General features: G+C 72.1%; 24 protein-coding genes. 8 read left to right on the top strand and 16 right to left on the bottom strand.

Annotated features, from left to right (window positions below; genetic code table 11):
- Positions 1-22: 22 nt before the first annotated feature.
- From chvE to CP969_RS13100, 4 genes are all read right to left on the bottom strand, one after another.
- Positions 23-1,126, bottom strand: coding sequence for a multiple monosaccharide ABC transporter substrate-binding protein (gene chvE / locus CP969_RS13115; protein WP_004988617.1), 1,104 nt, complete (start codon positions 1,124-1,126; stop codon positions 23-25).
- A gap of 143 nt (positions 1,127-1,269) precedes the next feature.
- On the bottom strand, positions 1,270-2,238 hold the full coding sequence (locus tag CP969_RS13110) for a glycosyltransferase family protein (protein ID WP_016826439.1): 969 nt from the start codon (positions 2,236-2,238) through the stop codon (positions 1,270-1,272).
- Between the two features lie 177 nt (positions 2,239-2,415).
- A complete protein-coding gene (locus CP969_RS13105; protein WP_016826440.1) occupies positions 2,416-3,420 on the bottom strand; it encodes a zinc-dependent alcohol dehydrogenase in 1,005 nt (334 codons plus the stop codon).
- Positions 3,421-3,451: 31 nt separating this feature from the next.
- Positions 3,452-4,615: a mandelate racemase/muconate lactonizing enzyme family protein gene (locus tag CP969_RS13100; protein ID WP_016826441.1), complete on the bottom strand. Its 1,164-nt coding sequence runs from the start codon at positions 4,613-4,615 to the stop codon at positions 3,452-3,454.
- Positions 4,616-4,834: 219 nt separating this feature from the next.
- Here CP969_RS13100 and CP969_RS13095 point away from each other — a divergent pair, with 219 nt between their 5' ends.
- Entirely contained in the window at positions 4,835-5,581 is a 747-nt protein-coding gene (locus CP969_RS13095) for an SCO2400 family protein (protein ID WP_026085219.1), read from the top strand.
- Between the two features lie 80 nt (positions 5,582-5,661).
- Here CP969_RS13095 and CP969_RS13090 read toward each other — a convergent pair whose 3' ends face one another.
- Positions 5,662-6,102, bottom strand: a complete 441-nt coding sequence (locus CP969_RS13090) for a MarR family winged helix-turn-helix transcriptional regulator (RefSeq protein WP_004988630.1) — start codon at positions 6,100-6,102, stop codon at positions 5,662-5,664.
- Positions 6,103-6,195: 93 nt separating this feature from the next.
- On the opposite strand from CP969_RS13090, the gene CP969_RS13085 reads away from it, so the two are divergent.
- From CP969_RS13085 to CP969_RS13075, 3 genes are all read left to right on the top strand, one after another.
- Positions 6,196-7,218, top strand: a complete 1,023-nt coding sequence (locus CP969_RS13085) for an NADP-dependent oxidoreductase (RefSeq protein ID WP_016826444.1) — start codon at positions 6,196-6,198, stop codon at positions 7,216-7,218.
- A 240-nt stretch (positions 7,219-7,458) separates the two neighbouring features.
- Positions 7,459-8,253: an EI24 domain-containing protein gene (locus tag CP969_RS13080; protein WP_016826445.1), complete on the top strand. Its 795-nt coding sequence runs from the start codon at positions 7,459-7,461 to the stop codon at positions 8,251-8,253.
- Positions 8,250-8,864, top strand: a complete 615-nt coding sequence (locus CP969_RS13075; protein ID WP_016826446.1) for a LysE family transporter — start codon at positions 8,250-8,252, stop codon at positions 8,862-8,864. Before CP969_RS13080 ends, CP969_RS13075 begins: the two co-directional genes overlap by 4 nt.
- On the opposite strand, the gene CP969_RS13070 is transcribed toward CP969_RS13075, so the two are convergent.
- From CP969_RS13070 to CP969_RS13060, 3 genes are all read right to left on the bottom strand, one after another.
- A complete protein-coding gene (locus tag CP969_RS13070) occupies positions 8,836-10,101 on the bottom strand; it encodes a pyroglutamyl-peptidase I (protein WP_026085220.1) in 1,266 nt (421 codons plus the stop codon). The two genes, CP969_RS13075 and CP969_RS13070, sit on opposite strands and share 29 nt — an antisense overlap.
- Positions 10,102-10,470: 369 nt before the next feature.
- Entirely contained in the window at positions 10,471-11,442 is a 972-nt protein-coding gene (locus CP969_RS13065; protein WP_004988642.1) for an aldose epimerase family protein, read from the bottom strand.
- A gap of 72 nt (positions 11,443-11,514) precedes the next feature.
- Positions 11,515-12,441 carry an SGNH/GDSL hydrolase family protein gene (locus CP969_RS13060; protein WP_171817533.1) on the bottom strand — a complete coding sequence of 309 codons (927 nt, stop codon included), beginning with the start codon at positions 12,439-12,441 and terminating at the stop codon, positions 11,515-11,517.
- A gap of 239 nt (positions 12,442-12,680) precedes the next feature.
- Here CP969_RS13060 and CP969_RS13055 point away from each other — a divergent pair, with 239 nt between their 5' ends.
- Entirely contained in the window at positions 12,681-13,175 is a 495-nt protein-coding gene (locus CP969_RS13055; RefSeq protein ID WP_004988652.1) for a DUF3145 domain-containing protein, read from the top strand.
- 76 nt (positions 13,176-13,251) lie between these two features.
- Here the strand turns inward: CP969_RS13055 and fabF are convergent, their stop codons facing one another.
- From fabF to fasR, 5 genes are all read right to left on the bottom strand, one after another.
- Entirely contained in the window at positions 13,252-14,523 is a 1,272-nt protein-coding gene (gene fabF / locus CP969_RS13050; protein ID WP_004988655.1) for a beta-ketoacyl-ACP synthase II, read from the bottom strand.
- 83 nt (positions 14,524-14,606) lie between these two features.
- Entirely contained in the window at positions 14,607-14,855 is a 249-nt protein-coding gene (locus CP969_RS13045; RefSeq protein ID WP_004988657.1) for an acyl carrier protein, read from the bottom strand.
- Between the two features lie 102 nt (positions 14,856-14,957).
- Positions 14,958-15,959, bottom strand: a complete 1,002-nt coding sequence (locus tag CP969_RS13040; protein WP_004988659.1) for a ketoacyl-ACP synthase III — start codon at positions 15,957-15,959, stop codon at positions 14,958-14,960.
- Between the two features lie 22 nt (positions 15,960-15,981).
- A complete protein-coding gene (locus CP969_RS13035; protein WP_004988662.1) occupies positions 15,982-16,905 on the bottom strand; it encodes an ACP S-malonyltransferase in 924 nt (307 codons plus the stop codon).
- Positions 16,906-16,994: 89 nt separating this feature from the next.
- Positions 16,995-18,200: a fatty acid biosynthesis transcriptional regulator FasR gene (gene fasR / locus CP969_RS13030; protein WP_016826450.1), complete on the bottom strand. Its 1,206-nt coding sequence runs from the start codon at positions 18,198-18,200 to the stop codon at positions 16,995-16,997.
- Positions 18,201-18,249: 49 nt separating this feature from the next.
- On the opposite strand from fasR, the gene CP969_RS13025 reads away from it, so the two are divergent.
- Positions 18,250-18,930, top strand: a complete 681-nt coding sequence (locus CP969_RS13025) for a pirin family protein (RefSeq protein WP_016826451.1) — start codon at positions 18,250-18,252, stop codon at positions 18,928-18,930.
- 121 nt (positions 18,931-19,051) lie between these two features.
- Complete coding sequence (locus tag CP969_RS13020; RefSeq protein WP_004988672.1) at positions 19,052-19,252, top strand: hypothetical protein; 201 nt, start codon at positions 19,052-19,054, stop codon at positions 19,250-19,252.
- 18 nt (positions 19,253-19,270) lie between these two features.
- On the opposite strand, the gene CP969_RS13015 is transcribed toward CP969_RS13020, so the two are convergent.
- Both CP969_RS13015 and CP969_RS13010 read right to left on the bottom strand, forming a co-directional pair.
- Positions 19,271-19,468: a DUF397 domain-containing protein gene (locus CP969_RS13015; protein ID WP_004988675.1), complete on the bottom strand. Its 198-nt coding sequence runs from the start codon at positions 19,466-19,468 to the stop codon at positions 19,271-19,273.
- Entirely contained in the window at positions 19,428-20,276 is an 849-nt protein-coding gene (locus CP969_RS13010) for a helix-turn-helix domain-containing protein (protein WP_016826452.1), read from the bottom strand. The genes CP969_RS13015 and CP969_RS13010 overlap by 41 nt, the downstream gene beginning before the upstream one ends.
- Before the next feature lie 95 nt (positions 20,277-20,371).
- Here CP969_RS13010 and CP969_RS13005 point away from each other — a divergent pair, with 95 nt between their 5' ends.
- Entirely contained in the window at positions 20,372-20,791 is a 420-nt protein-coding gene (locus CP969_RS13005) for an ATP-binding protein (RefSeq protein WP_004988677.1), read from the top strand.
- A 145-nt stretch (positions 20,792-20,936) separates the two neighbouring features.
- Here CP969_RS13005 and CP969_RS13000 read toward each other — a convergent pair whose 3' ends face one another.
- Positions 20,937-22,511 (bottom strand): S8 family peptidase, encoded by a 1,575-nt coding sequence (locus CP969_RS13000; protein ID WP_016826454.1) that lies wholly within the window; start codon positions 22,509-22,511, stop codon positions 20,937-20,939.
- Positions 22,512-23,098 lie beyond the last annotated feature (587 nt).

Here is a 23,098-nt window from a genome sequence, read left to right as displayed (position 1 = left end):
GTGGGTCTTCGGTGGGCGGCGGTTACTTGAGGTCGCTCTCCTTGATGTAGCCGGAGTCGACGACGGTCTCCCGGTAGTTCTCCTTGTCCACGGCGACCGGCTCCAGCAGGTAGGCCGGCACGACCTTCGCCCCGTTGTCGTAGGTCTTCTCGTCGTTGACCTCGGGCTTCTTGTCGTTGAGCAGGGCGTCGACCATGTTGGAGGCGACCTTGGCGAGTTCGCGGGTGTCCTTGTAGACGGTCATCGACTGCTCGTCGGCGACGATCGACTTCACCGAGGCGACCTCGGCGTCCTGGCCGGTGACGACCGGCAGCGGCTTGTTCTTGGCGCCGTAGCCGTCGGACTTGAGGGAGGACAGGATGCCGATGGAGATGCCGTCGTACGGCGAGAGCACGGCGTCCACCCGCTCGCTGCGGTAGGCCGAGGTCAGGATGTCGTCCATGCGCTTCTGCGCGGTGCCGCCGTCCCAGCGCAGGGTGGTGACCTGGTTCAGCTCGGTCTGCTTGGACCTGACGACGAGCTGCTTCTTGTCGATGTAGGGCTTGAGGACGTTCATCGCGCCCTGGAAGAAGTAGCGGGTGTTGTTGTCGTCGTTGGAGCCGGCGAACAGCTCGATGTTGAACGGGCCCTTCTCGCCGCCGTCCTTCAGCCCGAGCTTCTCGACGATGTAGGTGCCCTGGAGCTCGCCGACCTTCTCGTTGTCGAAGGAGGCGTAGTAGTCGACGTTCTCCGTGCCGAGGATGAGGCGGTCGTAGGAGATCACCGGGATGCCGGCTTCCTCGGCCTGCTGGAGGACGTTGTTCAGCGACTTGTTGTCGATGGCCGCGATGATCAGGGCCTTCACGCCCTGCGTGATCAGGTTCTCGACCTGGGAGACCTGCTGGTCGGGGTCGTCCTCGCCGTAGACCAGCTTGGTCTTGTAGCCCTTGGACTCCAGGTCCTTGACGACGTTGTTGCCGTCGGCGATCCAGCGCTCGGAGGACTTGGTCGGCATCGCGATGCCGATGGTGGCCCCCTTCGCGCCCTTCTCGTCCTCCTCGCTGCCGCCTTCGCTGTTCTGGCCGCAGGCGGTCAGGGCGAGGGCGAGGGAGGCGGCTGCGGCGAGGGCGGCTCTGCGGTTACGCATGATCATCATCCTTGATGTGTGTGCGGGGTCGGTTCGAGAGGTGCGAAGTCGCTTCCGGGAGTGGGGGCCAGGAGGGACCGAGAACGGTTGTGTGGGATTGTGCGCGGCTGTGTCTACTTCTGTGAAGTCGAGTTTCCGGAACGTTATGACGAGGCGTCGAACCGGCTCAGATCACCCGGAAGCCGCGAACCGACCGGTGCCATGTCGCCGTCCGCGCCGTGGCGCGCCAGCAGATCGAGGACCAGCCGGCCGCGCCGCACCCGCTCCTTGGCGGTCGCCAGGGTGAGCTCCCGCAGGTGGTGCCCGTACGGGTAGATCCCGGGTGCCTTGGCCAGACCGAACTTCAGGTACAGCGGCGCGCCGCGCCGGATGAGCTCGGCCACCTCGTACATCCGCACGTAGCCGCCGAGGTCGTCGGGCGCCTCGATGTACAGGTCCATCGGAGTGGCCGAAACCCGTCGTATCTCGGTGAGGTGAGCCGGTGTCAGGTCGCTCGGCACGTTGATCGAGTCGGCGCCGAGCCGCTCGTACACCGCGTACGAGGCCGGGTTGACCGGTCCGACGAGCGCCGAGACCTTCAGCGTGGTGTCGGCCGGGAGGAGGCCGGCCCCCCGTGCCCGGTGCAGCGTCCACAGCACGCCCTCGTCGGCGACGAGCAGGCACTTGACGCCCAGCTCCGTGGCGCGCACGGCGTCCTCGACGCACCCGGCGACCGCGTCGTGGCCCCGGGCGCGCAGTCCGGCGCCGCCCGAGTCGGTGCGGGTCGAGCCGCCGATGTCCCACGTGCCGCGCGGGCCGGTGAACAGGCACAGTTCGATGTCCCGTTCGGCGGTGGCCTCGACCATCTCGGTGATCTCGGCGTCGGTCAGCATCCACACGCCGCTGCCCTGGCTGATCCGGTGGATCGGCACGTCGAGGCGGGAGGCCTCCTTCAGGACCACCGCCAGCGCCTCCGGCCCCTCGCAGGAGGGGATCTCGGTGCGCCAGCGGCCGCCGCCGGGGAAGGAGTGCGGCGAGGCGTCGGCGGGCTCGGGAGCGGGCGCGCCCAGGCCGAGGGCGGCGAGCGCCTGCTCACCGGGCCTGCGGGGTGCCGTGGCGGAAGCGTCGGTCACAAGCTGTCCTTTGTGTTCGGTGGGTCGGACGAAGTTCGCGGATCGGGGTGCGGGGCGAGTATGGGCCGGGCGCGGGTGGCGCCGGCCGGACAGCACCGGTCGGACGGTGCGGACCGGGGCACGCCGGCACGGGGACCGCCAGGTCGCCCCCGTACCGGTGTACGGCCGGGGCGCGCCCTAGGGGCGCAGCAGGACCTTGCCCACCTTCGGGTCGCCGGATCCCACCAGCTCGATGGCGCGCGGGAACTCGGCGAGCGGCAGTTCGTGCGTCACCAGCGGCAGCGGGTCGAGGAGCCCGGCGGCGAACACCCGCACCGTGTGCGCCCAGGCGTCCGGCGGTGCCCCGAAGACGGTGTGCACCTCCAACTGCCGTACGACCAGGTCCGTCGGGTCGAGCCCGTCGGCCCCCGGGGCCGGGATGCCGGTCAGGACCAGCCGTCCGCCGCGCCGGAGCAGCGAGGCCGCCGTACGGGCGGCGCCGGCGGACCCGGCGGTCTCGATCACGACGTCGAAGTCGTCCGGGAGCGGCCGGTCCTTGGTGCGGAAGTCGGTCGCGCCGTACTGCCGCGACAGCGCCTCCCGGTCGTCCCGGGTGCCGACGACCAGCAGCTCGGCGGGGGAGTTCGCCCTCAGGAACTGCACGGCGAACATGCCGAGGGTGCCGGTGCCGACCACGGCCACCCGCTCGCCCGGCAGGGCGTTCGCCCGGAGCGCGGCGGCGGCGATGCAGGCGGCCGGCTCCAGCAGTGCGGCGGCGCCGAGGTCGGCGTCGTCCGGGAGGACGTGCAGCAGACGGGCCGGGAGGGTCAGCGTGGCGGCCATGGCGCCCGGCTGGGTGAACCCGGTCTCCTCGTAGCCCGCCGAGCACAGCGTCGTCTCACCGGCGTGGCAGCGGTCGCAGACCTGGCAGTTGCGGAAGCCCTCCCCGACCACCTTGCGGCCGACCAGGGAGGCGGGCACGCCCGCCCCCACGTCCCGCACGGTCCCGGACCACTCGTGGCCCGGGATCAGCGGGTACCGCACGTACCCCTTGGGCCGGTTGCCCTGGTACACCTCGCGGTCGCTGCCGCAGATGCCGGCGGCGTGGACCCGGACCAGGGCCTCTCCGGGGCCGGGTTCGCGCGGCTCGTGCGGGACGAGGCGGTGCTCGCCGGGTCCCTCGACGACGACGGCGGTGCTCATCGTGCCTCCCTAAGGGGGCGGTTCGGCGCGGTCACTTCGTCCCCTTCGGCTTGCGCTGCTCCCAGCCCTCGGCCCACAGGTCGAACCGGGCCTGCTGCTGGGGGAACTCGGCCGCCGCGTCCACGTCCAGCTCCACGCCGAGACCGGGGGCGTCGGACAGGTGGAAGCAGCCGTCCTCCGGGTTCACCTGCGGCGCGCCCCTGACGACCTTCTTGATCTCCGCGTCCGCGAAGTCGTTGAAGTGCTCCAGGACCTTGAAGTTCGGGGAGGTGAAGCCGACCTGGAGGGAGGCGGCGGTCAGGACGGGTCCGCCGACGTTGTGCGGCGCGACCAGCATGTAGTGGGTCTCCGCGGTCGCGGCGAGCTTGCGGGTCTCCCAGATGCCGCCGATGTGGCCGACGTCCGGCTGGAGGATGTCCACGGCCTGGCTCTCGAACAGCTCGCGGAACTCGATGCGGTCGTGGATGCGTTCGCCGGTGGCGAGGGGCATGTCGACCTTCGCGGCGACCTTCTCCAGGGCCTTGAGGTTCTCCGGCGGCACCGGCTCCTCCAGCCAGGCCGGGTCGAAGGGCGCGAGCTCCCGGGCCAGGCGGACGGCGGTGGCCGGGGAGAAGCGGCCGTGCATCTCCAGCATCAGCTCGGCCTCGGGGCCGATGGCGTCGCGGACCGCCTCGATCAGGGAGACGGCGTACAGGGTCTGGCGGTGGTCGAGTTCGAAGTGGCCGGTGCCGAAGGGGTCGATCTTGAGCGCCCGGTAGCCGCGCTCCCTCACCTCCCGCGCGGCCTTGTGGTACGCCTCCGGGGTCCGCTCGGTGGTGTACCAGCCGTTGGCGTACGCCTTGACCTTGTCGGTGACCCTGCCGCCGAGCAACTGCCAGACGGGGACGCCCAGGGCCTTGCCCTTGATGTCCCAGCAGGCCATCTCGACGACGGCGATGCCGGACATCACGATCTCGCCGGCGCGGCCGTAGTCGCCGTACTTCATCCGGCGGACGAGGTCCTCGACAGCGAACGGGTCGGAACCGAGAATGTGGTTGACCTCGGCTTCCTTCAGATAACCCAGGAGTGCGTCGGTGTGGCCCAGCATCCGGGTCTCACCGACTCCGGTGAGACCCTCGTCGGTGTGCACCTGGACGTAGGTCAGGTTGCGCCACGGCGTCCCGACCACGTGCGTGCTGATTCCGGTGATGCGCACGGCAGTTGCCCCTCGTGTTGTCGGCTCGGTTCGACCCGTTCGATATTTCGGCACACGTTCGAAATGCTGGCGAGACAGTAAGGAGGGCGCGGTGGAGGTGTCAATGGGTCGCGCGGCAGCGGTTTCGGCAGGTTCGAAACCTGGGGGAGTGGGTCCCTACCAAACCTTCACAGCAAGGTCTAGGAACCCCACTTGAGCGGAACCTAGTCTTCCCGCGTCATGGATTACTGCCACCCGTGCCGACGGCACCTCAACGGCGCCCTCGCCTGCCCTGGGTGCGGCACCCCCGCCGAAACGCTCCGCGCCCGTACGGAGGAACCCGTCGTGCCCGCGGAGTACGAGGGGGCGGCGGCGAAGGCCGTCACCGACGGCGAGGGCGACGAGGACGGTGAAGGCGGCGAAGACGACGAAGGCGACGGCGGGGGTCCGGGGCCCGGCTCCCGGGGCCGGGCCGGCGGTCGGCGCGACCGCAAGGCCGCGGCGCACCGGCGGCGGCGCCGCCGGACGCTGCTGGTCGCGGCGGGTTTCGTGCTGGCCGCGGGAGGACTGAGCCTGGCGGAGCTCGGCATGGAGGCGCCGGGATCGCGGCCCGGGCCGGTGACGGCGGGCGAGGACTCGGCCGACGGCGGTGCGGTGGAGCTGGAGCTGGAGCCGACGCGGTCGCCGAGCGGTGGCGCGGGGGCGGGGTCCGCGTCGACGTCCGCCTCCCCGGCGGCCTCCGACTCCCCGTCGGCCTCGGCGTCCCCGGAGGACGGGGAGTCGGAGGGGGCCGAGGACGAGGCCGGCGCCGAGGAGGACGCGTCGTCCGCGCCCGCGGACGCGCCGTCGGCCGGGCCGACGCAGGCTCCCCCGTCGGCGCCCCCGTCGGAACCGGAGGCTCCCGAGCCCGACCCGACCACGGAGGAGCCCGAGCCGGAGCCGGAACCCTCCAAGACCTGCGAACGGTTCCTGTGGTGGTGCACCTGAGCCCCTGACGCGGGAGACCGGTGCGAACCGGCTCGCCCCCGCTTCCCCGCGCCCCGCCCGGTCCGGGCGCGGCACCCCGCTCAGTCCTCCCGCAGCATCCTCCGCAGGGCGTCCCGCAGGGCCACCCGCTCCTCCTCCGCCAGCCCCGCCAGCGGCTCGCGCGCGAACCGCAGGGAGTCCTGCAGGCTGCGGGCCACCCGCCGCCCCTCGACCGTCGCCGCGGCCAGCTTCACCCGGCGGTCCGCCGGGTCCGGGCGGCGTTCCACCAGGCCCCGGGCCTCCAGCCGGTCGACGATGCCGGTGACGTTCGACGGCTCGCACTTCAACCGCCGGGCCAGTTGCCGCATGGGCAGCGGCTCCAGCGACAGCAGACTCAGCAGCCGCGCCTGCGCGCCCGTCAGCGCGTGACCGGCGGCGGCCTCCTCGTACTCCTCGTGGTAGCGGGCCACGACGGCGCCGATGAGCTCGACGACCTCCAGGGTCAGGGCGTCGGGGCGGCGGGAGGTGCGGGGTGCGGCCATGCCGTCCAGGGTACCCACTTGCTTGACATCCTGAAATATTCAGGCGCATGGTTGTTTCAGGTAGTGAAGTATTTCGAGGAAAGGTGCCCGGTCATGCCCGACGCCCCCACGCCCCCCACCACCGGCCGCGAGTGGCATCTGCTGAGCCGGCCCGTCGGCTGGCCGAAGCCCGAGGACTTCGCCCTCGTCGAGGCCGAGGTGCCCGCGCCCGGTGAGGGCCAGGTGCTGGTACGGAACACGTACCTCTCCGTCGACCCGTACATGCGCGGCCGGATGAGTGCCGCCAAGTCCTACGTCGCCCCGTACGAGCTCGGCAAGGTCATGCAGGGCGGTGCCGTCGGCGAGGTCATCGCCTCGAACGCCGAGGGGATCGCCGTCGGCGACCACGTCCTGCACTTCTTCGGCTGGCGCGAGTACGCCGTCGTGGCCGCCGAGAACGCCGTCAAGGTGGACCCCGACGCCGCGCCGCTGTCGGCGTACCTGGGCGTGTTGGGCATGACCGGGCTCACCGCCTACGCGGGCCTGCTGCGCACCGCCGCCTTCAAGGAGGGCGACTCCGTCTTCGTGTCCGGCGCCGCGGGCGCCGTCGGCAGCCAGGTCGGACAGATCGCGAAGCTCAAGGGCGCCTCGCGGGTGATCGGTTCCGCCGGCTCCGACGAGAAGGTCGAGCTCCTCGTCGAGGAGTACGGCTTCGACGCCGCGTTCAACTACAAGAACGGCCCGGTGAGCGAGCAGCTGCGCGCCGCCGCCCCGGACGGCGTCGACGTGTACTTCGACAACGTGGGCGGCGACCACCTGGAGGCGGCCATCGGCTCCCTCAACCGGGGCGGCCGCATCGCCATCTGCGGAGCGATCTCCGTCTACAACAACACCGAGCCCGCGCCCGGCCCGAAGAACCTCGCCCGCCTGATCCAGACCCGCGGCCGCATCGAGGGCTTCCTGGTCGGCGACCACTACGACCTCCAGCCGCAGTTCGTCCGGGAGGTCGGCCCCTGGGTGCGGTCCGGCGAGCTCAAGTACCGGGAGACCGTCGTCGAGGGCATCGAGAACAACCTCGAGGCGTTCCTCGGGGTCCTGCGCGGCGACAACACCGGGAAGATGATCGTCAAGCTCTGACGGCTCCGCGGGCCCCGCGAAGCCCCCACCGTGACGCCGCGGCGGCGACGGTCGTTGCGTACGGCGAGGGCCGCACTCCTGGACGTGGGGTGCGGCCCTCGCCTGCGGGCACGCGCAGAGGCCCGGGGACCGCCCGGGACCGCCCGGCGCCCGGTACCGGTGGCGGCGGTCCGGCGGGGTCGGCCCGCTCGGCCGACGCTGGGTCAGGCCGTCCGGCCGCGCCCCGATAAGGTCTTCCCCATGCGCGATCTCGGGGCGGGTTTTCGGTATCTCCTGAAGGGCCAGCGGTGGGTGGCCCGGCACGGCAAGCAGTACGGGTTCGGGCTGCTGCCCGGGCTGATCACCCTCGTGCTGTACGCGGCGGCGCTCGTCGCGCTCGCCGTGTGGGGGGAGGGCTTCGTCGCCTGGGCGACGCCGTTCGCCGACGACTGGTCCAGCCCCTGGTCCGGCCTGTTCCGCGGGTTCCTCACCGTCGTCCTGTTCGCGCTCGGACTGCTGCTGTCCGTGCTCACCTTCACCGCGGTGACGCTGCTCGTCGGGCAGCCCTTCTACGAGAGCCTCTCCGAGAAGGTCGACCGGGACGTGTCCCCCGACGGCACCGCGCCCGAGTCGAACCTGCCGCTCTGGCGGGAGCTGTGGATCTCCGGCCGGGACAGCCTCCGCATCGTCGTGCGGGCACTGGTCTGGGCCGTGCTGCTCTTCGCGCTCGGTTTCGTCCCGGTCCTCGGGCAGACCGTCGTACCGGTGATCGGCTTCTTCGTCACCGGGTTCTTCCTCACCGAGGAGCTCACCGCCGTCGCGCTCCAGCGGCGCGGGGTCGAACTGCGCGAGCGGCTCGGCCTGCTGCGGTCCCGCAAGACCCTCGTCTGGGGCTTCGGCACACCCCTGGGACTGGCCTTCCTCGTCCCGTTCGTCGCGGTGTTCCTGATGCCGGGCGCGGTGGCCGGCGCCACCCTCATGGCGCGCGACCTGCTCGGTGAGGAGACCGCCGGGGACGGCGCCGAGGCGCCGGAGGCGCAGGACGCCCGGTCGTGACCGAGGTCCTCGCCGTCGCCACCATCACCGTCCTGGCGGTGATCGCCCCGGGCGCCGACTTCGCCATGGTGGTGCGGGGCAGCTACCTGTACGGCCGCCGCACCGGACTGCTCGGCGCGGCCGGGGTGGCCGCCGGCGTGCTGGTGCACGTCGCCTACACCATGCTCGGCGTCGGGCTGCTGATCGCCTCCTCCGCCTTCCTCTTCACCCTCGTCAAACTGGTCGGCGCGGCCTACCTCGTGTACATCGGCGTCCGCACCTTCCGCACCCGCGGCGAGGTCGCCGTCGACCTGGGGAACAAGACGGAGCTCACCCCGTTCGCGGCCCTGCGCGCCGGGTTCCTGACCAACGTCCTCAACCCGAAGACGACCCTCTTCGTCGTCTCCACCTTCGCCCAGGTCGTCGGCCCCGGCACGCCGTTCGCGCAGCAGGCGGGCTACGGGCTGTTCATGTCGCTGGCCCACCTGCTGTGGTTCGGCGTCGTCGCGGTGTTCTTCTCGCAGGACCGTATGCGCACCCTGATGCTGCGCGGCCAGAAGGTCCTCAACAAGGTCGTCGGAGCCGCCCTGGCCGGCCTCGGCGTCAGCCTCGCGTTCGCTCCGTCGCACTGATCGCCACGGTCACGATCTCCCGCACCTGGTCGATGATGTCCAGCCGGTTCCGCACGAACGCCGGGTCCGTGACCGTCCCCGTCGCCGGGTCGGTGTTCCCGGCGCCGAACTGCAGGACCGGGGTGTGGACGTGGCCGCCCGGCAGCCCGTCGTGCAGCCCGAGGCGGTCGCGCAGCAGGGTGGCCCGGTAGGCGATCTCGTTGGAGAGGTAGTCACCGCCGCCGCCCGCGCGGGCCGTCGAGCCGGGAGTGGGCCCGTCGGGCCGTACGACGGGTGCGGTGCCCCCCGCCGGGATCTCCGTCACGGCGGTGTTGTCGTACACCGGGAACGGCCCGGTGTCCGCGGCGACGACGGCCGCGTACGGCAGGGTGGTGGTCGTCCACTGGGGCTGCGCGGCCGGATCGGTGACCGGGACCGTCCCGGTGCGGGAGACGTTCTCGTTGTCCGGGAAGCCGCCCCGCCAGGCCCCGTTGGTCCGCTCGAGGTCGAAGCGGCCGACCCGGCCCTGGCTCACCGTGGTGAACAGGTCGACCCCGGGCAGGTGCGGTCGCAGCGCCCGCTCCACCGCGCCTTCCGCGAAGTCCCGCCAGCGCACCGGGAACACGGCCGTCTCGACGTGTGCCGGACCGTCCGGCGTCTCGATCACCGTGCCGTCCAGGGCCAGCGCGGTGGCGCCGGACGGGTTGGAGATGCGGATGTCCCGGTCCAGGGTGAACGGGTCGAACCCGGTCAGCAGGATCCGCCGGACGCCCTCGCCGCGCGGGTGACGGATCGCGGTCTGCCCCCGCGAGGTCCGCTCCAGCTCGTCGAGCAACCGCGCCCGCTGCGCCTCGGTCAGTCCGAACCCCGGCTGCCAGGTGCGCAGTTCACGGGCCATGCCGAGCCGTGCCCAGTACAGCGGCCGGTCGTCGTCCCGGCTCAGGTCACCGCCGGAGGGCCCGCGCCCCTGCGCCCGGTCGACGGCCCTGCGCCACAGCGCCGTCCCCTCGCGCACGACGGTGCGGCGGGCCTGGGCGAAGGAGCGTGCGCGGTCGAGGGAGCGGGCGAACCGCGGTGCCACGGTGTCGAATCCGGAGCGGCGCAGTATCTCCTGCGGGACCGCTCCCTCCAGGCGCCGTTCCTCGACGGTGGGGGAGGGGGCCGCGGGCTCGGCGGCGGCCGGGGCCGCGGGGGCGGCGAGGCCCCCGGTCAGCAGGGCGAGGCCGAGGACGGCGAGGCGAACGCGCAACGGTTTCAAGGGGGTCGGGCCTTCCGTTCGTCGTGGGGTACGCGGGATGCCGGAGGCCGCAGTATCGCGTGGGCGGAGGGGGCCGCGCCACGGGGCGGGGAGCCCGGGGGCGTCCCCGTCGCCCGAGGGGGAGTCCGCGCCGTCCCGCGCGGCGCGCCGGGGAGCGCCCCGGGGGCCGTGGTGCCGGCGCGCGGGGTGAGGGGGGCGGCCCGTTTGTGAAAGGTTCGTACGGGATCCGGACGGGGTGCTCGATCACGGACCGCGAGAGCGGCGCGGCGGTTAACGTCGGACCCGGGCGATGCCCACCCGAGCAGCTCCGGTCCGGGACCCTGACCCCGGACCGGGGCTCGGGGGACCCGGCGCCCCGCGCGGAGGGGTTCAGCGCACGCCGAACCCGTACACCGTCGCCGAGCGGAACACCTCGCCCGGCCGCAGGACGGTGTCCGGGAACTCCGGGCGGTTCGGGGAGTCGGGGAAGTGCTGCGTCTCCAGCGCGACGCCGGCGCCGGGGGCGAAGGGCGCGCCGATGTGGTCCGCGGTGTACAGCTGCATCCCGGGCTCGGTGGTCGCCACCGTCAGCACCCGGCCCGACTCCGGGTCGTACAGCTCGGCGACCTCCACGGGCTCCGGCGTCACGCCCTTGTCGAGCACGAGGTTGTGGTCGTACCCGGTGCCGACCTCGCGCCCCTGGCGGAAGTCGAAGCGGGTGCCGGTCACGTCGGCGAGCTCGCCCGTCGGGATCAGGTCCGCGTCGACCGGGGTGAAGCGGGAGGCCGCCACCCGCAGCTCGTGCCCGGCCGCGCTGCCGGAACCGGCCAGGTTCCAGTACGAGTGGTTCGTCGGGTTCACCGGGGTCGGCGCGTCCGTCACCGCCTCGTAGGCGATGCCCAGCGCGCCCCGCTCGTCCAGCGTGTACGTCACCGAGACCTCCAGACGGCCCGGGAAGCCCTCCTCGCCGTGCGGACTGACCCGGGTCAGGCGCAGACCGTGCCCGACCGCCGTCACGTCCCACACCCGCTTGTCGAAGCCCCGCTCCCCGCCGTGCAGCGAGTTCGGCCCGTTGTTCGGGGCGAGCGCGTACGTGACCCCGTCCAGGGGGAAGCGCGCGCCCGCGATCCGGTTGGCGTACCGGCCGATCAGGGCGCCCAGGAAGGGCTCCGGATGGGCGAGGTAGCCGTCCAGGTCGGGGAAGCCCAGCACCACGTCCCCGGCCCGTCCCTCCCGGTCCGGCACCTCCACACTCTGCACGATCCCGCCGTAGGACAGGATCCGCACCCGCACGCCCGCCCGCTCCAGGGCCCAGCGGTGCACCGGGGTGCCGTCGGGAAGGGTGCCGAAGAGTTCGTTCATGCGCGAAACGATAGGTCACGGCCTCCCCGGCACGTCACGGCCTTCCCGGCGCGTCACCGTCGCTCCGCCGCGTCACGGCCGCTTCTCGGTGACCTTCCGGTGGGCGATCTCCGCCAGCCTGGCCTGCCCGTCGATACTGGGGTGGAACCAGTCCCAGCGGCTGAGCTGACCGGTGCCGAAGCGGTACTCGTACACCGCGCCGTCGTCGTGGCGGCACCGCAGGTCCGCGGCGCAGACCTCCTTCAGCACCTCGTTGTAGTCCTCCACCCGCTTCTGCACCGTCGCGCGCCGCAGCGTCGCCGCCGCGTCCAGCGCGTCCGCGTCGCCCAGCATCGACGGGCAGATGCCCAGCTTCCAGACCTGCTTGCCCAGCGCGTTGGTCCGCCCCTGCGACCACAGCCGCTTCAGGTTCGGCACGCTCGCCACGTACACCTGAGCCTTGGGCAACGCCTTGCGCAGGGTGTTCATCGCCTCCTGGAAGTCGGCGCGGAAGTCGGCCACCGGCGTCATCGCCGCCACCGTGTCCCGGCAGGCGTCGTTCGCCCCGACCATCACCGTCACCAGCTGCGGAGCACGCCGCACCGCCCGCGCCATCTGGCCCGGCAGATCCGCCATCCGGGCCCCGGTCACCGCGTGGTTCCAGCTCCGCTCGGCCGCGCCCGCCTTGCCCAGCAGCCGCACCGCGAGACTGTCGACCTCGTCGCTGCTGCCCGTCGCCCACGACACCTCGGGGCAGTCCGTCAGCACCGCGCAGGCGTCGAAGCCGGTGGTGATGGAGTCACCGACGGCGGCGACGGAGGAGGGACTGGTGTCCCACACGGGCGTGGGGCTCGGGGACGGCTCGCCCTGCTGCACGCCCGTGCCGGGCGCGGCGGCACCGCCGACGGCGTCACAGCCGGCCGTCCCCAGGACGGCGGCCGTCACCACGGCGAGAACGGTCCGTGAGCGGCGGCGCCGCCTCAGCGTCGCCCGATCCAATTCCGTCGCCTCCCCGCACATCGTGGTGTCAACCCGTCCCCCCACCCATAACAACGCCCGGGGGTTCCCGCTCGGCGGACGGCAACGTCTCGCCCCGTACAGGCGTCCTGCCGGGTGAATGGTGGACGTTTCCCGACACCGGGACCGACGGTACGTCACACTCCTTGCGCCGTCGCACGGTAGCCTCGCCATCAACGCGGCCCGCCGGGTCGCTGCCGTTCCGTCCGTTCCAAGATGTCCCGCTCTGCCCGGAGGTTCCGGTGACGACTCGTGGAGTTCTGTACGTGCACTCCGCGCCGCGCGCGCTGTGCCCGCACGTCGAGTGGGCCGTCGCCGGGGTGCTCGGCACGCGCGTCAGCCTGGACTGGATCCGCCAGCCGGCCGCCCCGGGCACCTGGCGCTCGGAGTTCTCCTGGCAGGGGCAGGCCGGCACCGCCTCCAAGCTCGCCTCCGCGCTGCGCGGCTGGCAGATGCTGCGCTTCGAGGTCACCGCGGAGCCCTGCCCCACCGCCGAGGGCGAGCGCTACAGCTGCACCCCCGACCTGGGCATCTTCCACGCCGTCACCGGCATGCACGGCGACATCCTGATCCCCGAGGACCGGCTGCGCGCCGCCCTGGCCCGCTCCCGCGGCGGTGAGACCGACCTGGAGGCGGAGATCGCCAAGCTCCTGGGCAAGCCCTGGGACGACGAGCTGGAGCCGTTCCGCTACGCCGGCGAGGGCGCCCCGGTGCGCTGGCTGCACCAGGTGGTCTGACCGGGCTCCCCCGCCGTCCGACACGCGGAAGCCCCCACCCGTGAGGGTGGGGGCTTCCTGCGCGTGACGGCGTGGCTCACACCGTCCGGAACGCCAGCACCACGTTGTGTCCGCCGAACCCGAAGGAGTCGTTCAGCGCGGCGATCCTGCCCTCGACGGGCAGCTTGCGCGCCTCGCCGCGGACCACGTCCGCGTGCGCCTCGGCCTCGGGGTCGAGGTTCTCGACGTTGATGGTCGGCGGGGCCACCCGGTGGTACAGCGCGAGCACCGTCGCCACCGACTCCACGCCGCCGGCACCGCCGAGCAGGTGACCGGTCATCGACTTGGTGGCGGAGACCGCCATGTGGTCGACGTCGTCGCCGAAGACCTTGCGCAGCGCCTTCAGCTCGGCGATGTCACCGGCCGGCGTCGAGGTGGCGTGCGCGTTGACGTGCACGATCTCGGCCGGGTCCAGGTCGGTGCGGTCCAGCAGGTTCTGCAGGGCGTGCGAGATGCCGCGCCCCTCCGGCTCCGGCTGCACGATGTCGTGGGAGTCGGCGGAGATGCCCTGGCCGACCGCCTCCGCGTAGACGCGGGCGCCGCGCCGGGCGGCGTGCTCGGCGGACTCCAGGACGATCACGCCCGCGCCCTCGCCGAGGACGAAGCCGTCACGGGCGACGTCGTAGGGGCGCGAGGCGCCCTCGGGGTCGTCGTTGTTCTTGGACATCGCCATCATGTTGCCGAACGCGGCGATCGGCAGCGGGTGGATCGCCGCCTCCGTGCCGCCCGCGACCACGACGTCGGCGCGGCCGGTGCGGATCATTTCGATGGCGTAGCCGATGGCCTCCGCGCCCGAGGCGCAGGCCGAGACCGGGGTGTGCACGCCCGCGCGGGCGCCCACGGCCAGGCCCACGTTGGCCGAGGGGCCGTTCGGCATCAGCATGGGGACGGTGTGCGGGGAGACGCGGCGGACGCCCTTCTCCTTCAGCACGTCGTACTGGTCCAGCAGGGTCGTCACGCCGCCGATGCCGGAGGCGATGACCGTGCCGAGCCGGTCCGGGTCGACGTTCGGGTCCTCACCGGCCTTGCCCTCGAAGCCGGCGTCGGCCCACGCCTCCTTGGCCGCGACCAGCGCGAACTGCGCCGAGCGGTCCAGGCGGCGGGCCTGCGGCCGGGGGATGACCTCGGTGGGTTCCACGGCCACGGTGGCCGCGATGCGGACCGCCTGCTCGGCGGCCCACTCCTGCTGCAGGGGCTTGACGCCGGAACGTCCGGCGACCAGGCCCTCCCAGGTAGAGGCCGCGTCGCCACCCAGCGGTGTGGTTGCGCCGATACCGGTGACGACCACGGTGCGATTGGTCGAGCTCACGGGAATTCTTTCTCCAACGGATACGAGGATTCGTACGGCGCCACCGCCGGGTGGCGGGGCCGGGCTCAGCGCCCGAGCGGGGCTCAGGCCTGGTGCTTGAGGATGTACTCGGTCGCGTCGCCGACGGTCTTGAGGTTCTTGACGTCGTCGTCCGGGATCTTGACGTCGAAGCGCTCTTCGGCGGCGACGACGACCTCGACCATGGACAGCGAGTCGACGTCCAGGTCGTCGGTGAAGGACTTGTCCAGCTGGACGTCCTCAACCGGGATGCCGGCGATCTCGTTCACGATCTCCGCGAGACCGGCGACGATCTCTTCCTGAGTGGCGGCCATGGTGGCGCTCCTTCGTTGTGATTCCAGAGGGTGTGGCGCCCGCCGCGTCAGCGGCAGGTGGTGCGGTTCCCGTGCCGGATCCCATGATCCGGCACGGAGTGCCTAGGGGAGGGTAACGACCGATGCGGCGTAGACGAGACCCGCCCCGAAGCCGATGACGAGCGCGGTGTCGCCGCTCTTCGCCTCGCCGGTCGCCAGGAGCCGCTCCATCGCGAGCGGGATCGAGGCGGCCGAGGTGTTGCCGGTGGTGCGGATGTCACGGGCGACCGTGACGTGCTCCGGCAGTTTGAGGGTCTTCACCATCGAGTCGATGATCCGCACGTTGGCCTGGTGCGGGATGAAGACGTCCAGGTCGTCCGCGGTGATCCCGGCCGCGTCCAGCGCCTGCTGGGCGACCTTCGCCATCTCGAACACGGCCCAGCGGAACACCGCCTGGCCTTCCTGGGTGATCGCGGGGAACTTCTCGACCGTCCCGTCGCGGTAGTCCGTCCACGGCACGGTCTGCTTGATGGTCTCGGACTTGTCGCCCTCCGAGCCCCACACGGTCGGGCCGATCGCGGGCTCCTGGGACGGACCGACGACCACCGCGCCGGCGCCGTCGCCGAACAGGAAGGCGGTCGCCCGGTCCTCCAGGTCGGTCAGGTCGCTCAGCCGCTCCACGCCGATGACCAGGACGTACTCCGCCGACCCCTCGACGACCATGCCCTTGGCGAGCGTGAGGCCGTAGCCGAAGCCCGCGCAGCCGGCCGAGATGTCGAAGGCGGCGGCCCTGTCCGTGCCCAGCCTGTCGGCGATCTCGGTGGCGATGGCCGGGGTCTGGGCGAAGTGCGACACGGTCGACACGACCACGGCGCCGATCTGCGCGGCGTCGATCCCGGCGTCCGCGATCGCCTTGCCGGAGGCCTCGACGGACATCGCCGCGACGGTCTCCTCGGGCGACGCCCAGTGCCGCGTCTCGATGCCGGAGCGCGAGCGGATCCACTCGTCGGACGAGTCGATCGTCTCCAGGATCACCTCGTTCGGCACGACCCGGGTGGGCCGGTAGCCGCCCACACCGAGGATGCGCGCGTACGGGGCGCCCTTGCTGGGCTTGATCTTCGCCATGCGGGTCGGCTCCTTAGGGCGGTCAGGCGGCGTGCTCGGCGATGAGCGCGCGGGCCGCGTCGAGGTCGGCGGGGGTCTTCAGCGCCAGCGTCTTCACACCGGGCAGCGCACGCCTGGCGAGTCCGGTCAGGGTGCCGCCGGGGCAGACCTCCAGCAGGGCGGTCACGCCGAGCTCCTTGAAGGTCTCCATGCACAGGTCCCAGCGGACCGGGTTCGCGACCTGGCCGACCAGGCGCTCGAGCACCTCGGCACCGGTCGCCACGGCCGCGCCGTCCTTGTTCGACACGTAGGAGACCTTCGGGTCGCCCGGCGTCAGGTCCGCGGCGGCCCGCGCCAGCGTGTCGACCGCGGGAGCCATGTGGGGGGTGTGGAAGGCGCCGGCGACCTTGAGCGCGACGACCTTGCGCACGCCCTCGGGCTTGTCCGCCTCGAGCGCGGCGAGCTGCTCCGTGGTGCCGGCCGCCACGATCTGGCCCGCGCCGTTGATGTTCGCCGGGGTCAGGCCCAGCTTCTCCAGGTGCTTCACGGTCACCTCGGGGTCGCCGCCGAGCAGCGCCGCCATACCGGTCTCGGTGACCGCGGCGGCGTCGGCCATGGCCAGGCCCCGGGTACGGACCAGGCTCAGCGCGGCGGTGTCGTCGAGGACACCCGCGAAGGCGGCGGCGGTGATCTCACCGACGCTGTGACCGGCGACCGCGCCGGGCGCGATGTCCTCCATGGCACCGAGTGCCGAGGCGGACAGCAGTCCGGCCGCGACCAGCAGCGGCTGGGCGACGGCCGTGTCGCGGATCGCGTCCGCGTCGGCCCGGGTGCCGTAGTGGACCAGGTCGAGTCCGATGGCGTCGGACCAGGCGGCGACGCGGTCCGCGGCACCGGGCAGGTCGAGCCATTCAGTCAGGAAGCCGGGCGTCTGGGCGCCCTGGCCGGGAGCGACGAGTACGAGCACTCTCACACTCTCTCTTGGGGACGGTCGCGACCGCCCGTGAGGACAGGGACGAAGAACACGAGGGGCTTTTGTGGAGCCCCGACAAAACACTAGGGCTGAAGATCGCCATCGGCGAGACGCCCCAGGATCAGGGCGATCCGCAGCGTGAAGGCCGAGCGTACATCGGAGGGCGACCATCCGGTGACGTCTGTCACACGTCGGAGCCGGTAACGGACGGTGTTGGGGTGAACGAACAGCATCCGCGCCGCGCCCTCGAGACTGCTCGCCTGCTCGAGATAGACGCTGAGCGTCTCCAGCAGCGCGGCCCCGGCCTCCTCCAGCGGTCTGTAGATCTCCTCCACCAGTTGCTCGCGGGCCGAGGGGTCCCCGGCCATCGCCCGCTCCGGGAGCAGGTCGTCCGCCAGCACCGGGCGCGGGGCGTCCTGCCAGGCGGAACACGCCTTGAGCCCCGCCGCGGCGGCCTGCGCCGACCGGGTCGCGGCCAGCAGGTCCGGCACCACCGGACCGGCCACCACCGGACCCGGCGCATACGGCCCGATCAGCGACTTCGCGACGCTCAGCGGGTTGTCGCTGCCGCCCGCGATCACCACCAGCCGGTCCCCGAGCACCCCGGTCAGCACCTGGAGCTTGGCGTGCCGGGCGGCCCGCCGGATCGCCTCCACGGTCAGTTCCGAATCGCCGTCGGGCGCGGTGCCCAGCACCACGCACACGTGCTCGGGCGAGTTCCACCCGAGGGCGGCGGCCCGGGACACGGCCCCCTCGTCGGCCTCGCCGCTGAGCACGGCGTTCACCACCAGCGACTCCAGGCGCGCGTCCCAGGCACCCCGTGCCTCGGCCGCCTGCGCGTACACCTGGGCGGTGGCGAAGGCGATCTCCCGGGCGTAGACGAGGAGGGCCTCGCGCAGCACGGACTCGTCGCCCGGTGCCGCCACCTCGTCGATGGCCGTCTCCATGACCTCGATGGTGGTGCGCACCATCTCCACGGTCTGCCGCAGCGTGATGGCCCGGGTCAGCTCGCGCGGCGCGGTGCCGAAGACGTCGGTGGAGATGGCCTGCGGGGCGTCGGGGCGCCGGAACCACTCGGTGAAGGCGGCGATGCCCGCCTGGGCGACCAGCCCGATCCAGGAACGGTTCTCCGGGGGCATGGCCCGGTACCAGGGCAGCGTCTCGTCCATCCGCGTGATGGCCTGCGCGGCCAGGCTGCCGGACGACTTCTCCAGCCGCTTCAGCGTCGCGGCGTGCGGGTGGGCGGGACGTGCTGCGGATTCGGTGGTGCTGGTTTCGGGTTCGGGCACGGGACAAGCCTGCCTCATCCGGACGGAAGCACGTCCCCCCGGGTCTACCGTGGACTCCGTGATCGACGTACGGCGTGCGCACGAGCGCTATCGGGGCGGTGAGCCGGCGGCCGGGATCGAGACCTGGCACGCCTTCTCCTTCGGCCCCCACTACGACCCCGACAACCTCCGCTTCGGCGCGGTGATCGCCTGCAACGAGGAGCACCTGGCTCCCGGCGCCGGCTTCGACGAGCATCCGCACCGCCACACCGAGATCGTGACCTGGGTGGTGGAGGGCGAGCTGACCCACCGGGACTCCACGGGACGGGAGACGGTGGTCCGCCCCGGCGACGTCCAGCGCCTGAGCGCCGCGTCCGGGGTGCGGCACGTGGAACGCAACGACGGCGACGTCCCCTTGGTCTTCCTCCAGATGTGGCTGACCCCGACGGAGCCGGACGGAGACCCCTCCTACGAAGTCGTCCGCGGCCTGGCCGACTCCGCCCCCTACGCCCTCCCGGAGGCCGGCGCGACGCTCCACGTCCGCCGCCTGACGGCGGGCGGGCGGACGGCCGTCCCGGACGCCGCGTACGTGTACGCCCACGTGGTGCGCGGCGAAGTGGCCCTGGACGGCGAGACCCTGGGTCCGGGGGACGCGGCCCGCATCACCGACGCGAAGGACCTGGCGGCGACCGCCGTGAGCCCGACGGCGGAGCTGCTGCTGTGGGAGATGCGGGGGACGAGGCGAACCTGAGGAGGCGGGGAGTCGCAGCCGCTCCCGCCTCCTCCCCTCGCCGCTTGCCGTCGGTTCCTGAGCGGGTGCCGCCGGCCCCCGAGCGGCTAGAGTGCCGATGCGACGCGATGAGGGGGGCACCATGGCCAAAGTCAGCATCAGTCTCGACGCCGAACTCGTGGTGGAGGTGATGGTCCTGGCCGGGATCGGCTCACCCCAGGACGCGATCGAGGCGGTGGTGCGGGACTACATCGCCCGTGGTCACCGCACGGAGGCCCGCACCGAGCTCAAGGACCAGAACCTGCGCGAGATCGACCTCAAACCGCAGGAGCCACAGGGCTGAGCCGTCCCGCGCCGCGCTTCAGCGCAGGCCGTCGACGAACGCCTGCCAGGCACCGGCGCCGACGGTGACGACCGGGCCGGACGGCTTCTTGCTGTCGCGGACGGGGACGGTGCCGGTGGGGCGGGTGTCGGCGACCTCGACACAGTCGCCGCCGGTGTTCCCGCTGTAACTGGACTTACGCCACTGGCTGTTCCTCGGATCGGGAGCGGTGTCCATAGCGTTCCTCCATCACGCGGGTGATCAGCTCCGCCGAATCCTCCACGGAGAGTGCGGCAGCCTGCAAGCGAGCGTAACGGAGTGCGGCTTCTTTGATGGTCTCCGGATTGGCCGTCATGTGGCCGGAGATGAGGTCCTCCGTGTAAACCACGTCCGGGTCGTCCTCGAAGCGGAGGAGATTGAACGAACCGGCGAGGCTGGCGTGTTCACCCGTCCTGTTCGGCAGGACCTGTACGTGCACCCAGCGGTGGCCCGTGAACTCCAACAAGTGGGCCAGTTGACGCCGCATGACCTCAGCGCCGCCGATCGGCCGGTGGAGTACGGCCTCGTCCAGTACCACCCAGGCCAGCGGCGGCTGTTCGCGCTCCAGGATGCGCTGGCGCTCCACCCGTGCCGCCACCAGACCCTCGAGGTCGTCCGGCAGCCCGGTGGCGAGCACCGCCCGCGCGTACTCCTCCGTCTGCAGCAGCCCGTACACCACCTGCGCCTGATACGTGGAGATGTACGCCGCCTTCGCCTCCATCTCCGCGTACGGCTGGAACCAGGTGGGCAGTTGGCTGCGCAGGACCAGGCCGATGAGGCGGGAGAAGAGGCCGTCCGTGCCGAGGGCCGCGTCGACGCGTTCGGAGAAGTCGCGGGTGGGGACCTTCTTCGTGGTCTCGATCTGGCCGATCAGCGAGCCCGTGCAGAAGATGATCTCGCCGAGCTGTCCCTGCTTGAGGCCGTGCGCCTCGCGCTGGCGGCGCAGTTCCCAGCCGTAGTAGTCGAGCGGGGAGGCGGTGGGGTCGAGGGAGTGGACGTTGACCACGGCGGCACCTCACGGGCGGACGGCGGGCTGCAACGCCTCGCGTCGTTCGTTTCTTTGCGTAGTCGAGCGTAAGCGCTGCGTTGCAGTCTTGTGGCGTGAATCACGCAACTGATCCGCGTACCGCGGACATCGCGAGGGAGTACCGCGCCGAGTTCGCCGTGGGGGAGCACTCGGCCCGGCACCTGCGCCGCATCCTGCGGCTGTACCTCACCGGGGCGGGGCTGGCCGGCCTGACCGATGCCGCCGAGCTGGCACTCACGGAGCTGGTCGCCAACGTCGTGCGGCACGTGCCCGGCCGTCGCTGCCGCATCTGCTTCCTGCTGCGGCCCGGCGGGGTGCGGGTGGAGGTCGCCGACGGCTGTCCGCGGTTGCCCACGCGGGCCGCCGGCGACGGGCTCGGCGAGGGCGGGCGCGGACTGGTGATCGTGGACGCGGTCACCGACCGGTGGGGTGTCGCCGTCCGTCCCGACGGGCGGGGCAAGACGGTGTGGTTCGAGTGCCTGGCCGGTGCCTGAGGCGTACGGCGGTGCCGGGGCTGCCCCGGGGCGTCCGCACGGAAGTCCCGCCCCCGGCACGGCGGACCGTGACGGGGGCGGGACCAGGGAGGGGAAGGGGCGACCTCCGGCCTCACCGGCCGCCGGTCGTCGCCGGGTCAGACGGTCAGAACGTCAGGCCCCAGCTGTTGATGTAGCCGGTGTCGCCGGAGTAGCTGTCCGTGACCCGCAGCTTCCACGTGCCGTTGGCCGTCTCCGAGGAGGCGTTCACGGTGTAGGTGGTGTTGATGTTGTCCGCGGAGCCGCCGGTGCCGGACGACTTGAGGGTGTAGACCGAGCCGTCGGGGGCGACGAGCTGGACCGTCAGGTCACCTATGTAGGTGTGGACGATGTCGACCGGCACCTGCAGGGCCGACGGCGCGTTGCCGGAGACGCCGGTGACGGTGAGGGGGGACTCGACGGTCGCCCTGTCCCGGATCGGGTAGTCCGCGGTGTTGGTGAAGGTCTTGCCCGCCGGCGGGGTGCTGCCGCCGCCGGTGCCGACGTACAGCAGACGGTTCGGGGAGCCCGTGCCCGGGCTGGTGACCGCGCCGGAGACGGAGCCCGCGATCAGCGCGGAGGCGACCTGCGCGGGAGTGGCCGACGGGTTGTCCGCGAGGTACAGGGCCGCGGCGCCCGCGACGTGCGGGGTGGCCATCGAGGTGCCGGAGATGGTGTTGGTGGCGCTGTCGCCGGTGTGCCAGGCGGAGGTGATGGAGGAGCCCGGGGCGAAGATGTCCAGGTTCGAGCCGTAGTTCGAGTAACTGGCGCGGGCGTCCGTGCTGGTGGTGGCGCCGACGGTGATCGCCTCGGAGACCCGGGCAGGCGAGCCGGTCGCGGTGGTGTACTCGTTGCCCGCGGCGACCGCGAAGGTCACGCCGGCGGAGATGGCGTTGCGCACCGCGTTGTCCAGGGTGGTGCTGGCGCCGCCACCGAGCGACATGTTGGCGACGGCCGGGAGGACCGCGTTGTCGGCGACCCAGTCGACGCCGTCGATCACGCCGGCGGTGGTGCCGGAGCCGTTGTTGTCGAGGACGCGGACGCCCACGACGGAGGCCTTCTTGGCGACGCCGTGGGAGGTGCCCGCCACCGTGCCGGCGACGTGGGTGCCGTGGCCGTTGCCGTCCTGGGCGACGTAGTCGCCGTCGACGGCGTCGTAGCCGTTGCGGGCGCGGCCGCCGAAGTCGCTGTGGGAGATGCGCACACCGGTGTCGATGATGTAGGCGGTGACGCCCTGACCGGCCGTGTCGTCGTACGTGTACGAGCTGTTCAGGGGCAGCGCGGTCTGGTCGATGCGGTCCAGGCCCCATGACGGCGGGTTGGTCTGGGTCGCCTGGGTGGTGAAGGTGCGGTTCTGCTCGACCAGCGCGACCGAGGGGTCGGCGGCCAGCTTGGCGGCCTCCGCCTCGGTGGCCTCGACGGTGTAGCCGTTGACGGCCTGGCGGAAGGTGTGCTCGACCTTGGCGCCGTGCTTCTTCGCGACTCCCTTGCCCTTGGCGGAGCCGGCCTTGGTGTCCGCCTTCAGGGTGACGATGTAGCTGTCCTTGACGGCGTTCGGCGCGTCCGCGTAGGCGATCGTCCCGGTCGCGGGCTCGGCGGCGTTCGCGGGGAGGGCGGTGAAGAGACCGCCGGCGAGGGCGGTCGCGACGACCGCACTGACTCCGGCGAGCGTTCTGCGTCCGGAGTTTCGCATCACTGCCATCTGAGGGTTCCTCCTCAATAGGTGGTGCGTGGGTGGGGGGAAGGTGCGTCCGCGTGAGACGCACGAACCGAACGTCCGCACCGGCCCTTCCGGACGGACATGTGACAGGTGCATGCCAAACACGGACGCCACGACCGTGTCTGCATTTCCCTGTCGCCAGCCGAAAGATTGAACGGTCTACGCGGATTGCACAAGGGGTCTTGCCTCGCGGTAACCTCCGCGTCACAAAAGCGAAGTGACAGAATGCCACCAACCGGCACAGACACGCTGGGTAAACGAGATCACCGTCACAGTGGCTCCGTGGGAGTGCGCCGGCGCCCCTCCGTGGCGCGCGCCGTTCACCCTCTTCGCCCTGGCGACCTGCCGTTCTCCGCTCCTTGGGTGAGCGTCAAGACGCATTCGCGCCAGTCCGGTTCGCGTCCGCCCCGGCCCTGCACCCGCCCGTTCCCGGTCACGCGGAGTGAGGGGTGGCGATCAAGCCCCCGATTTTCCTTACCCGTTCAACGACTTCACCCGCCGGGCTCGGTCACGTCCACCCCTCGGCGTACCGCGGCCCGGACCGGCGATTTTCGGCCGTGCGGTGACCG

The organism is Streptomyces viridosporus T7A, from assembly GCF_008704515.1.
Classification (GTDB): domain Bacteria; phylum Actinomycetota; class Actinomycetes; order Streptomycetales; family Streptomycetaceae; genus Streptomyces; species Streptomyces viridosporus.
This window is presented reverse-complemented; position numbering and strand designations above follow the sequence as displayed.

What these genes read in the sequence shown, in the direction of transcription:
- chvE (WP_004988617.1), bottom strand. Translation starts at nt 1,126, where the DNA reads ATGCGTAACCGCAGAGCCGCCCTCGCCGCAGCCGCCTCCCTCGCCCTC.
- CP969_RS13105 (WP_016826440.1), bottom strand. Translation starts at nt 3,420, where the DNA reads ATGAGCACCGCCGTCGTCGTCGAGGGACCCGGCGAGCACCGCCTCGTC.
- CP969_RS13095 (WP_026085219.1), top strand. Translation starts at nt 4,835, where the DNA reads ATGGATTACTGCCACCCGTGCCGACGGCACCTCAACGGCGCCCTCGCC.
- CP969_RS13090 (WP_004988630.1), bottom strand. Translation starts at nt 6,102, where the DNA reads ATGGCCGCACCCCGCACCTCCCGCCGCCCCGACGCCCTGACCCTGGAG.
- CP969_RS13085 (WP_016826444.1), top strand. Translation starts at nt 6,196, where the DNA reads ATGCCCGACGCCCCCACGCCCCCCACCACCGGCCGCGAGTGGCATCTG.
- CP969_RS13080 (WP_016826445.1), top strand. Translation starts at nt 7,459, where the DNA reads ATGCGCGATCTCGGGGCGGGTTTTCGGTATCTCCTGAAGGGCCAGCGG.
- CP969_RS13065 (WP_004988642.1), bottom strand. Translation starts at nt 11,442, where the DNA reads ATGAACGAACTCTTCGGCACCCTTCCCGACGGCACCCCGGTGCACCGC.
- CP969_RS13060 (WP_171817533.1), bottom strand. Translation starts at nt 12,441, where the DNA reads ATGTGCGGGGAGGCGACGGAATTGGATCGGGCGACGCTGAGGCGGCGC.
- CP969_RS13045 (WP_004988657.1), bottom strand. Translation starts at nt 14,855, where the DNA reads ATGGCCGCCACTCAGGAAGAGATCGTCGCCGGTCTCGCGGAGATCGTG.
- CP969_RS13040 (WP_004988659.1), bottom strand. Translation starts at nt 15,959, where the DNA reads ATGGCGAAGATCAAGCCCAGCAAGGGCGCCCCGTACGCGCGCATCCTC.
- CP969_RS13020 (WP_004988672.1), top strand. Translation starts at nt 19,052, where the DNA reads ATGGCCAAAGTCAGCATCAGTCTCGACGCCGAACTCGTGGTGGAGGTG.
- CP969_RS13015 (WP_004988675.1), bottom strand. Translation starts at nt 19,468, where the DNA reads ATGGACACCGCTCCCGATCCGAGGAACAGCCAGTGGCGTAAGTCCAGT.
- CP969_RS13000 (WP_016826454.1), bottom strand. Translation starts at nt 22,511, where the DNA reads ATGGCAGTGATGCGAAACTCCGGACGCAGAACGCTCGCCGGAGTCAGT.